Below are 11,512 nucleotides of genomic sequence, written 5' to 3' on the forward strand. Positions count from 1 at the left end.
ATGCAGACGCCTCCGGCGGGTCCGGCACGAGCCGAACCCGCCAGAGGCGTTTAGCAGTGCGTCTGCTAGTGCTCGAGCGCCTTCACCGGCACGTCGTTGCCGTCACGGTCGACGATCCTGCCGTCGATGATCGAGTCACCGTCCTCGAACGCGTCGAGGTAGGCCACGGGGATGCTGCGCGTGGGCGCTGCCACGAAGCTGTTCGCGCCCTTCGCCCGGCGTGCGCCGACGTGGTTGAACAGCAGGTTGAGGAAGATCGCGGCGACCGCGGCGGAGCTGATGCCCGAGTGGAAGATCGTGTTGAACCAGGCGGGCATCTGGTCGTAGATCGTCGGCGCAGCGATCGGCAGCATGCCGATGCCCACCGAGGCCGCAACGATGACCAGGTTCATGTTTCCGCGGTAGTCGACCTTGGCGAGGGTGCGGACGCCGGATGCCGCGACCGAGCCGAACAGTACGATGCCCGCGCCGCCGAGCACCGGCGAGGGGATCTCGCCGACGACGCGGCCGAGAACCGGCAGCAGGCCGAGGACCACGAGCACGACACCGCCGGCGGTGACCACGAAGCGGCTCTTCACTCCGGTGATGGCGACCAGGCCGACGTTCTGCGCGAACGCGGACTGGGTGAAGGTGCCGAACACGGGGGATACGGCGCTGGAGAGCATGTCAGCGCGCAGACCGTCGGCGATGCGCTTCTTGTCGACCTTGGTGCCCACGATCTCGCCCACGGCGAGGATGTCGGCGGTGGTCTCGGTGAGGGTGACCAGGATGACGATGAACATCGAGATGATGGCGGCGATCTCGAAGGTGGGCCAGCCGAACGCGAACGGCGTCGGGAACGCGAAGATCGCACCCTCGCCGACCTGAGTGAAGTCGACGCGGCCGAGGAACGCGGCGAAGACCGTGCCGGCGACGATCGCGAGCAGGATCGACAGGCGCGAGACGGCGCCGATCGGCACCTTGCTGAGGATCAGCACGAACAGCAGCGTGACGAAGGCGAGCAGCAGGTTCTGCGGCGAGCCGTAGTCGTCAGCGGTGGCGTTGCCGCCCATCGCCCAGCGCGCAGCGACGGGCAGCAGGGTGAGGCCGATGGTGGTGATGACGACGCCGGTGACGACCGGCGGGAAGAAGCGGATGACCATCGCGAAGATGGGTGCGATCAGCAGGCCGAGGACGGAGGCGGCGATCACCGATCCGAACACGGCCGGCAGACCGCCGCCGTTGGTGACGATCGCGCCCATGGTCGCGACGCCGGCGAACGAGACGCCCTGCACGAGCGGCAGCTGCGAGCCGAAGAACGGCACGCCGACCGTCTGCAGGATGGTGGCCAGACCGCCCATGAAGAGGCACGACGCGATGAGCACGCCGATCTCTGCGGGGCTGAGTCCGGCGAGCTGACCGATGATCAGGGGCGGGGCGATGATGCCGCCGTACATCGTCAGCACGTGCTGGAGCCCGTATCCGAAGGTGGCGCCGAGGGACAGGCGCTCGTCTTCAGGGCGAAGGGCTTCCTTCTTCTGCTTGCTCATTCTTGTGGACCTCTTCATTGAGTGTTGCGGGGGGATGAGTACTGCGTGGCACTGCGCGGAGCCGCCGCCGCACCCGGTGCGGCGACGGCGCGAGGGGGCACGACTGCGTGAGTCGGCTCGGGTCCCCAGCTGCTGATCCTGTGCCTTCAGCGGTGAAGGCACATCTGATGATGACCGATCCCTTCCACCGAGTCAAGGATTTTTTCCGAATCTCGAATGAGCGCTACCACGATGCGGAAATCACGCGCACTCGTCCCTCTCTCAGCTCTGGCTGGTGAGCACCAGCCCCGAGCCGTCCGCGGCGACGTCGACGCGCACCGTTTCGCCGTCGCGCACGCCGCCCGACAGCAGCGCCGTGGCCAGGCGGTTCTGCACCTCGGTCTGGATCAGCCGGCGCAGCGGCCGGGCGCCGAACACCGGGTCGTAGCCGCGCTCGGCCAGCCACGCCCTGGCATCCGGCGTCACCGCGAGCGTGAGCCGGCGGTCGCCGAGGCGCCGCTGCAGCGAGTCGACGGAGAGCTCGACGATCTGCGCGAGGTCGTCCTGCGTGAGCGACGAGAACATCACGATGTCGTCGAGCCGGTTGAGGAATTCAGGCCGGAATGACTGACGCACCAGCGCCATCACCGCTTCGCGCTTCTCGTCGGCCGACATGACCGGATCTATGAGGATCGGCGAGCCGATGTTGGACGTGAGGATGAGGATGACGTTCGAGAAGTCGACCGTGCGGCCCTGTCCGTCGGTGAGACGACCATCGTCGAGCACCTGCAGCAGCACGTCGAACACCTCGGGGTGCGCCTTCTCGACCTCGTCGAGCAGCACCACGCTGTACGGACGTCGGCGCACCGCCTCGGTCAGCTGGCCGCCCTGCTCGTAGCCGACGTACCCCGGAGGGGCGCCGACCAGTCGCGAGACGGAGTGCTTCTCGCCGTACTCGCTCATGTCGATGCGCACCATGGCGTGCTCGTCGTCGAAGAGGAACGCGGCGAGCGCTTTGGCGAGCTCGGTCTTGCCGACGCCGGTCGGGCCGAGGAACAGGAAGGAGCCGGTGGGGCGGCCCGGGTCGCTGATCCCGGCGCGCGAGCGGCGGACGGCATCCGACACCGCCTTCACGGCGTCCTTCTGACCGATCAGGCGCCGGCCCAGCTCGCTCTCCAGGTGCAGCAGCTTCTCGCTCTCGCCCTGCAGCAGGCGACCCACGGGGATGCCGGTCCACGCGGCGATCACCGCCGCGATGTCCTCGTCGGTGACCTGCTCGTTGACCATCCGGCCCTCATCGGAGAGCGATGCCTCGGCCTGCTCGGCCTCGGCGATCTCCGCCTGCAGGCGCTTGATGGTCTCGTACTCGAGCTTGGACGCCTTGGTGTAGTCGGCTTCTCGCATCGCCAGATCGCGCTGGGTGACAGCGTCGTCGAGCTTCTTCTTCAGCTCGCCCACGCGGTTGAGGCCCTGACGCTCGCGCGCCCAACGCTCCTCCAGCCCGGTCAGCTCGCGCTCGAGCTCGGCGAGCTGCTCGCGCAGCGCGGCGAGGCGCTCCTTCGAGGCGGCGTCCTTCTCCTTCTTCAGTGCGAGCTCCTCGAGTCGCATCCGGTCGACCTGCCGCTTGAGCTCGTCGATCTCGACCGGCGAGGAGTCGATCTCCATCTTCAGCCGAGACATGGACTCGTCGATCAGGTCGATCGCCTTGTCGGGCAGCTGCCGGCTGGGCAGGTAGCGGTTGGACAGGGCGGCGGCCGCCACCAGCGCGCTGTCGGAGATCGTCACCCCGTGGTGCGCCTCATAGCGTCCCTTGAGGCCGCGCAGGATGGCGACGGTGTCCTCCACGGTCGGCTCCCCGACGTACACCTGCTGGAAACGGCGCTCGAGGGCCGCGTCCTTCTCGATGAACTCCCGGTACTCGTTGAGCGTGGTGGCGCCGATCATGCGCAGCTCACCGCGCGCGAGCATGGGCTTGAGCATGTTGGATGCCGCGACCGAGCCCTCGCCCCCACCGGCGCCCATCAGCACGTGCAGCTCGTCGATGAAGGTGATCACCTTGCCGTCGGACTCGGTGATCTCCTTGAGCACGCTCTTCAGTCGCTCCTCGAACTGGCCGCGGTACATCGCGCCGGCGACGAGCGCCGAGATGTCCAGCGCGACGAGCTCCTTGTCCTTCAAGGACTCGGCGACGTCTCCCGCGACGATGCGCTGCGCGAGCCCTTCTACGACGGCGGTCTTGCCGACGCCGGGCTCGCCGATGAGCACCGGGTTGTTCTTCGTGCGACGGGTGAGCACCTGGCTCACCCGTCGGATCTCGCTGTCGCGGCCGATCACCGGGTCGAGCTTGCCCTGGCGGGCGCGGTCGGTGAGGTTGATGCCGAACTGCTCGAGGGCGCTCTGCTGCTCTTCGGTCTGGGCGGGGTTGGCCATTCGCTCCTCCTGGAGGGACTCCTTCAAACTTGAGTGGTGTTGACTCAAGTTTACTGCCGTCTGCGCCGTCTGGCAAGCGCATGCGGTTGACCGTCGGCGGGGCGTGGCGTAGTGTGTGCGTCAGTCACTCAGACCACCTGTGAACTCGACGATGAGGGGGCCGCTCATGGCGCGACGGATCTTCCGCGACACCGCCCCCTTCGCCCGTTCCCTCGTCTGGGGCAACTGGTACGCCCACGGCGCCTGAGCCGCGCCGGACGGATCCCGACCCGGATCCCGTCCCCCGGCGCGAACAGCTCGCGGGCGCTGCCGCCATCGTCGGCGCACACCGGTCGAGCATCCGTCTGAGGGTTCGGGGTCACCCCATGGCACGCGAAGGTGCTGCGATGGCGCCGCGGCGCCCCATCCGAGGAGACACGAGATGACCGATACCACCGTCACCGTCAACGGGCGCGGCCGCCCGCTCGACGGCGCACCCGCCCACACCACCGCCCTGGACTGGCTGCGCGAGAAGGGCCTGACCGGAAGCAAGGAGGGCTGCGCGGAGGGCGAGTGCGGTGCGTGCGCGATGCTCGTCGCCACCCCGGATGCCACCGGCGGCACGGCGTGGACCGCCGTCAACGCCTGCCTGGTGCCGGTCTACGCGCTCGACGGCCAGGAGGTCGTCACCGCCGAGGGACTCGGCGACGTGGATGACCTGCACCCGGTGCAGCAGAAGCTCGCCGAGGCGGGCGGCTCGCAATGCGGCTACTGCACGCCCGGCTTCGCGTGCAGCATGGCCGGCGAGTACTACCGCGCCGATCGCGCTGCGGCATCCGCCGAGGCTGTGGCTTCCGCCCCGGCTGTGGCTTCCGCCCCGGCTGCGGCATCCGCCGAGCCGGCCTCGGAGCTCGACGACGACGCGCACGACTGCGAGCACGGTCCGAACGGCTTCGACCTGCACGCACTCAGCGGCAACCTCTGCCGCTGCACGGGGTACCGCCCGATCCGCGACGCCGCGTACGCGCTGGGCTCGCCGGAAGCCGACGACCCGCTGCAGCAGCGTCTGTCACAGCCCGCTCCCGCGCCGGCATCCACCGATGTCACGGTCGGCGACGCCCGATTCGTGCGCCCCGCCGACCTGCCCAGCGCCCTGCGCCTGCTGCGCGACGAGCCCGACGCGCTCGTCGTCGCCGGCTCCACCGACTGGGGGGTGGAGGTGAACCTGCGCGGCAGCCGCGCCCCGCTCACCGTCGCGGTCGATCAGCTGCCCGAGCTGCGCGAGCTGCACATCGGCGAGGACCAGATCGAGATCGGCGCCGCGCTGACGCTCTCCGAGATCGAGCGCCGACTCGACGGCCGCGTGCCGCTGCTCGCGCAGCTGCTGCCGCAGTTCGCCTCCCGGCTCATCCGCAACCGCGCGACCCTGGGCGGCAACCTCGGCACCGGTTCGCCGATCGGCGACACCCCGCCCGCTCTGCTCGCACTCGACGCCCGGCTCGTGCTCGCGTCCGTGGACGGCGAGCGCGAGGTCGACCTCGCCGAGTACTTCATCGGCTACCGGCAATCGGTGCGAGCGAAGGACGAGCTGATCACCGCGGTGCGCATCCCGCTGCCCCTGGCCGCGACCACGGCGTTCCACAAGATCGCCAAGCGGCGCTTCGACGACATCTCCTCGGTCGCCGTCGCGTTCGCCCTGAACATCGACGGCGGGGTCGTCGCCTCGGCGCGCATCGGACTCGGCGGGGTGGCCGCCACGCCGCTGCGGGCTCGTGCCACCGAGGAGGCCCTCGTCGGCCAGCCCTGGACCATCGCCACCGTGCGCAGCGCCTCGGCGGTGCTGCAGGCCGAGGGCACTCCGATGAGCGACCACCGCGCCAGCGCCGATTACCGCGCGCACATGCTGGGCACCGCCCTGCTCAAGCTATACAGCCAGACCGTGATCCAGTCCAAGGAGGCCCTCGCATGAGCGCGCTCGCCGATCGCCCCGCACACCCCGTCGTCGGCACCTCCGCCGTGCACGAGAGCGCCGCCCTGCACGTGACGGGCGCCGCCATGTACACCGACGACGTCGCGGCCCACGCGCACGGCGTGCTGACCGCCTGGCCGGTGCAGTCCACCAACGCGCACGCGCGTGTCACCGTCGACGTCGCTCCGGCCTACGAGGTGCCCGGCGTGGTGCGGGTGCTCACCGCCGACGACGTGCCGGGCGTCAACGACGCCGGCATCAAGAACGACGAGCCGCTGTTCCCGACCGAGGCGATGTTCTACGGCCACGCCCTGGTGTGGGTGCTCGGCGAGACCCCCGAGGCGGCGCGGCGGGGAGCCGCGGCGGTGCAGGTGCAGTACGAGCCGCTGCCGTCGTTGATCACCGTGCAGGATGCCATCGACGCGGGGTCATATCAGGGCATCGCCCGCACCGTCGAGCGCGGCGACGCGGCATCCGCGCTCGCCTCCGCCCCCCGCGTGTTCGAAGGCGTCACCGAGTTCGGCGGGCAGGAGCACTTCTACCTCGAGACGCACGCGTCCTTCGCGATGCTGGACACCGAGGGGCAGTACTTCGTGCAGTGCTCCACGCAGCACCCCACCGAGACGCAGGAGATCGTCGCGCACGTGCTGGGCGTCTCGTCGAACCAGGTCACCGTGCAGCAGCTGCGCATGGGCGGCGGCTTCGGCGGCAAGGAGATGCAGCCGCACGGCTTCGCGGCGATCGCCGCACTCGGCGCCAAGCTCACCGGCCGCCCGGTGCGGCTGCGCCTGAACCGGACGCAGGACATCACGATGACCGGCAAGCGGCATCCGTTCCACATCGCCTGGAAGGTGGGCGTCGACGACGACGGGATGCTGCAGTCGCTGGATGCCGTGCTGACCGCCGACGGGGGATGGAGCCTCGACCTGTCGGAGCCGGTGCTGGGCCGCGCGCTCTGCCATCTCGACAACGCCTACTGGATCCCGAACGTGCACGCGCACGGGCGGATCGCGAAGACGAACAAGACCTCCAACACCGCCTTCCGCGGCTTCGGCGGACCGCAGGGCGTGTTCCTCATCGAGGACATCCTCGGCCGGATCGCCCCCGCGCTGGGGATCGATCCCCTCGACCTGCGCGAGCGCAACTTCTACCGGCCCGGTCAGGCGACTCCCTACGGACAGCCGGTGAAGGACGCCGAGCGCCTGCCGGCGATCTGGAACCAGCTGCGCGACGAGAGCTCCCTCGACGCGCGGCGTGCGCAGATCGCGCGGTTCAACGCCGGAAGCGAGCACGTCAAGCGGGCCATCGCGATGACGCCGGTGAAGTTCGGCATCTCGTTCAACTTCGCCGCGTTCAACCAGGCGGGCGCGCTCGTGCACGTGTACAAGGACGGCTCGGTGCTCGTGAATCACGGCGGCACCGAGATGGGACAGGGACTGCACACCAAGATGCTGCAGGTCGCCGCGACGGCGCTCGGTCTTCAGCTGCATCAGGTGCGCCTCGCACCGACGCGCACCGACAAGGTGCCCAACACCTCGGCGACCGCCGCGTCGTCTGGCGCTGACCTCAACGGCGGTGCGGTGCGCAACGCATGCGAGCAGATCCGCGAGCGGATGGCCGACGTCGCCGGACGGATGCTGAACGTCGACGCGCGCGATGTGCGCTTCGCGGGCGGATACGTCACCGGACTCGGCAACACCACGCAGCGGCTCACGTTCGCGGAGGTCGCGGGGGCGGCCTACCTGCAGCGCGTGCAGCTGTTCGCGGCGGGCTACTACCGCACCGAGGGGCTGCACTGGAACCCCGACATCATGCAGGGCTCCCCGTTCAAGTACTTCGCCTACGGCTGCGCGGCCACCGAGGTCGAGGTCGACGGCTTCACCGGCGCGTACCGCATGCGCCGCGTCGACATCATCCACGACGTGGGCGACTCGCTCTCGCCGATGATCGACATCGGCCAGGTCGAGGGCGCCTTCGTGCAGGGCATGGGGTGGCTCACCCTCGAGGAGCTGCGGTGGGACAGCAGTGACGGCCCGCACCGCGGGCGTCTGCAGACGCAGTCGGCATCGACCTACAAGCTGCCGAGCTTCTCGGAGATGCCGCCGGAGCTGAACGTGCGACTGTTCCAGAACGCCCGCGAGGACGGCGCGATCTACGGCTCCAAGGCCGTCGGCGAACCGCCGTTCATGCTCGCCTTCAGCGCCCGCGAGGCGCTGCGGCAGGCGGTGGGCGCGTTCGGTCCAGCGGGGCACTCGGTGCAGCTGGCCTCGCCGGCCACGCCCGAGGCGGTCTTCTGGGCCGTCGAGGCCGCGCGCGCAGCCGGCGAGCGCGACGCCCCGGAGCCGGAGGCGGAGACCGAGCTCGCGCCCGTCCCGGCCTGATCGCCGTGGACTGGCTGGACGCGCTGCGCGAGCTGCGCGAGACGCGCACGCCCGCGGTCATCGTCACCCTGGCGATGGTCCGCGGGCACGCGCCGCGCAACGGCGGCGCGAAGATGGTCGTCGCTCCGGATCGGATCGTCGGCACGGTCGGCGGCGGCAACCTCGAGGCGACCGCGATCGACCGCGCCCGATCGATGCTCGCCACCGGCAGCGCCGAGGTCGAGCTGCTCACGCTCACCCTCAGCGACAAGGCGACCACGGAGTACGGCGTGCAGTGCTGCGGAGGAGAGGTCACGATCATGCTGGAACCGGTGCGGGTGGTGCCCTCGGTCGCCGTCTTCGGCATGGGCCATGTCGGGCTCGAGCTCGCGCGCATCCTCGCCCGGCACGAACTCGAGCTGCACCTCGTCGACTCCCGTGCCGAAATGCTGCAGCCGAAACGACTGGCACCCGCCACCGACGACGCCGTCGCGCGGGTCGGCGTGCACCACTCCCCCGCGCCGGAATCCGTGCTGCGGATGCTGCCGGCCGGCGCGCACGTGCTGGTGATGACCCACGATCACCTCGAGGACCTCGCGATCGTCGATCAGGCGCTGCGCACCGCCGGGCTGGGTTCGATCGGCCTGATCGGCTCAGCGTCGAAGTGGGCGCGGTTCCGCCGGAAGCTGACGGAGGCCGGGCACAGCGCCCAGGCGCTCGAACGCGTGACCACCCCGATCGGCATTGCGGAGGTCGCGGGCAAGCAGCCGGCAGTGATCGCGGTCAGCGTCGCCGCGCGTATTCTGCAGCTCATCGAAGAGGCCGCGCCGCTGGCATCCGAATAGCGACATCGAGGATTCCCGGAATGCACGATGCGCATTACCGGGATCTTTCTGCGCGCATTCATTCGGCATTCCTCGTGACTATTCCAGAGAAGCAGGAAAGAGCCCGACCCGGAAAAATCCGGGCCGGGCTCTTCTGCGCTCGGCGTCAGCCCGCGAGCATCGCCTCGATCGGCCCGCGCACGAAGTACAGCGCGAATCCCGCGGCGACGATCCACATCAGCCAGTGCACCTTGCGAGCCCGACCCGCGAACGCGTTCACGAGCGCCCAGGAGATGAAGCCGACCCCGATCCCGTTCGCGATCGAGTACGTCAGCGGCATCGTCACGATGGTGAGGAACGCGGGCAGGGCGACGGCGAACTTCGTGAACTTGATCTCGCGGATCTGCGACATCATCATCGCGCCGACGACCACCAGGGCTGCCGAGCCGACCTCGATCGGCACGACGAGCGTGAGAGGGGTGAGGAACATCGACAGCAGGAACAGCACGCCGACCACGAGCGAGGCCACGCCCGTGCGGGCGCCTTCGCCGATGCCGGAGGCACTGTCGACGTAGACGGTGTTCGAGGAGGTGGACGTCACGCCACCCGCCACGGCGCCGAAGCCCTCGACGACGAACGCGGCGCGCAGGCGCGGGAAGGTGCCGTCCTTGTAGGCGAGGCCGGCGTTCTTCGCGAGACCGGTCATCGTGCCCATCGCGTCGAAGAAGTTCGAGAAGACCAGCGTGAACACCAGCATGGTCGCCGACAGTGCGCCGACGCGGCCGAACGCCCCGAACAGGTCGAACTGCCCGATCAGGCCGAAGTCGGGGATGGTGATCCACGCGGCGGGGAGTTCGGGGATGGTCATGTGCCAGCCGTTGGGGTCTTCGAACGAGGGCCCGAGCTTGAGCACCGACTGCGCGATGAGCGCGACGACCGTGCTGACGACGATGCCGATGAGAATGCCGCCGGGCACCTTGCGTGCGACGAGGATGCCGATGAGCACCAGGCCGAACACGAAGATCAGTGTCGGCACGGAGGTGATCGAGCCGTTGTCGCCGAGCTGCACGGGCGGGCCGCCCGGAGTGCGGTTGACGAAGCCGGAGTCGACGAAGCCGATGAAGGCGATGAACAGGCCGATGCCGACCGTGATCGCCGCCTTCAGCGCCTGCGGCACCGCGCGGAAGATGGCGGTGCGGATGCCGGTGGCTCCGAACAGCACGATCAGCAGGCCGTTGATCACGACGAGTCCCATGGCTTCGGGCCAGGTGACCTGGCCGACGACCGAGACTGCGAGGAAGGAGTTGATGCCGAGGCCCGCCGCGAGCGCGAAGGGCAGGCGTGCGACCACGCCGAAGAGGATGGTCATGACGCCGGCGGTCAGACCGGTGGCAGCCCCGATCTGCGCGGCGTCCAGCGCTCCGTCGGCGACGTCGGTGACACCGCCGAGGATGAGCGGATTGAGGATGACGATGTACGCCATCGTCACGAACGTGACCACGCCGCCGCGGATCTCACGCCCGAGCGTGGAGCCGCGGCGGGTGATCTCGAAGAATCGGTCGAATGCGCCCTTCGGTTCGGCCTGGACGGTCGTCGTCGCGCCCGTGGACAGCGGCGGAAGCTCCTCGTCGTGCCGGGCGAACAGTCCGGCGGCGTCATTGCCGACGACCTCCGTCGGGGACGTGTCGTCGGCGGATGGGCGTGCGGAAGGAGGGAAAGGTGAAGACATCATCGGCTCCGGAGTGTTCGGCGGGTCAGTACTCGATGCGAGTGGCGGTGCTGTTCCACTCGTGGAAGGGCGCGACGCGCTGGTCGGGCGGCAGGGCGATGTCCGAGACCGGCATGATCCCGCGGTCGGCGTCGGTGCCTTCGAAGTAGCGGTAGAACACGGCATCGTCGAAGCCGGCATTCGCGGCGTCGTGACGGTCCGCGGCGAAGTACACCCGGTCGATGCGTGCCCACAGCGAGGTGGCCAGGCACATCGGGCACGGCTCGCAGCTCGTGTAGAGCGTCGCGCCGGTGAGGTCGAAGGTGCCCAGCCCCTGGCAGGCGTTGCGGATGGCGGTGACCTCGGCGTGCGCGGACGGATCGAGGTTCGCGGTCACACGGTTCACGCCCTCGAAGACGCGGCCGTCGGCTGCGACGACGATGGCTCCGAAGGGTCCGCCCTGGTTCTGCACGTTCTCGACGGCGATGCGCACGGCATCGGCGAGGTAGTCAGCGGGGTCGCGCTGCGGCGCTGACCCGGAATGCTGATCGGACATAGCGGTGCTGTTCATACGAGAGCTTCCTTGCTGTCGTAGCAGTGATACGGCTTATCGGGTCGGACCCCCGGTCGGGTCGTCACGCGAGATATACGTCGAACCGCTGATTCTTGAATCGATGTCCGCCGACGGGGTCGGGCGCGACCTTTCGAGCATATCAATCACGCACCTTCGAGTC

At 69.3% G+C, this 11,512-nt stretch carries 7 protein-coding genes; 3 read left to right on the plus strand and 4 right to left on the minus strand.

Annotated features, from left to right (window positions below; translation table 11 throughout):
- Nucleotides 1-65: 65 nt before the first annotated feature.
- Nucleotides 66-1,529, minus strand: coding sequence for a nucleobase:cation symporter-2 family protein (locus WFG93_RS01505; protein ID WP_336644548.1), 1,464 nt, complete (start codon nucleotides 1,527-1,529; stop codon nucleotides 66-68).
- A gap of 261 nt (nucleotides 1,530-1,790) precedes the next feature.
- Entirely contained in the window at nucleotides 1,791-3,938 is a 2,148-nt protein-coding gene (locus WFG93_RS01510; protein WP_336644549.1) for an ATP-dependent Clp protease ATP-binding subunit, read from the minus strand.
- A gap of 421 nt (nucleotides 3,939-4,359) precedes the next feature.
- On the opposite strand from WFG93_RS01510, the gene WFG93_RS01515 reads away from it, so the two are divergent.
- Genes WFG93_RS01515 through xdhC form a run of 3 tightly spaced genes read left to right on the plus strand, consistent with a single transcriptional unit; the run spans nucleotide 4,360 to nucleotide 9,091 of the window.
- A complete protein-coding gene (locus WFG93_RS01515) occupies nucleotides 4,360-5,886 on the plus strand; it encodes a xanthine dehydrogenase small subunit (RefSeq protein ID WP_336644550.1) in 1,527 nt (508 codons plus the stop codon).
- Nucleotides 5,883-8,267, plus strand: a complete 2,385-nt coding sequence (gene xdhB, locus WFG93_RS01520; RefSeq protein WP_336644551.1) for a xanthine dehydrogenase molybdopterin binding subunit — start codon at nucleotides 5,883-5,885, stop codon at nucleotides 8,265-8,267. The genes WFG93_RS01515 and xdhB overlap by 4 nt, the downstream gene beginning before the upstream one ends.
- A 5-nt stretch (nucleotides 8,268-8,272) precedes the next feature.
- The gene (gene xdhC, locus WFG93_RS01525; protein ID WP_336644552.1) at nucleotides 8,273-9,091 is read left to right on the plus strand and encodes a xanthine dehydrogenase accessory protein XdhC; all 819 of its coding nucleotides are present in this window, start codon (nucleotides 8,273-8,275) and stop codon (nucleotides 9,089-9,091) included.
- Nucleotides 9,092-9,236: 145 nt separating this feature from the next.
- On the opposite strand, the gene WFG93_RS01530 is transcribed toward xdhC, so the two are convergent.
- Both WFG93_RS01530 and WFG93_RS01535 read right to left on the minus strand, forming a co-directional pair.
- Entirely contained in the window at nucleotides 9,237-10,802 is a 1,566-nt protein-coding gene (locus WFG93_RS01530) for an NCS2 family permease (RefSeq protein WP_336644553.1), read from the minus strand.
- 22 nt (nucleotides 10,803-10,824) lie between these two features.
- Nucleotides 10,825-11,334, minus strand: coding sequence for a nucleoside deaminase (locus WFG93_RS01535; protein WP_336645044.1), 510 nt, complete (start codon nucleotides 11,332-11,334; stop codon nucleotides 10,825-10,827).
- Nucleotides 11,335-11,512 lie beyond the last annotated feature (178 nt).

The sequence above is a fragment of the Microbacterium sp. USHLN186 genome (assembly GCF_037145155.1).
In the GTDB taxonomy this organism is placed as follows: Bacteria; Actinomycetota; Actinomycetes; order Actinomycetales; family Microbacteriaceae; genus Microbacterium.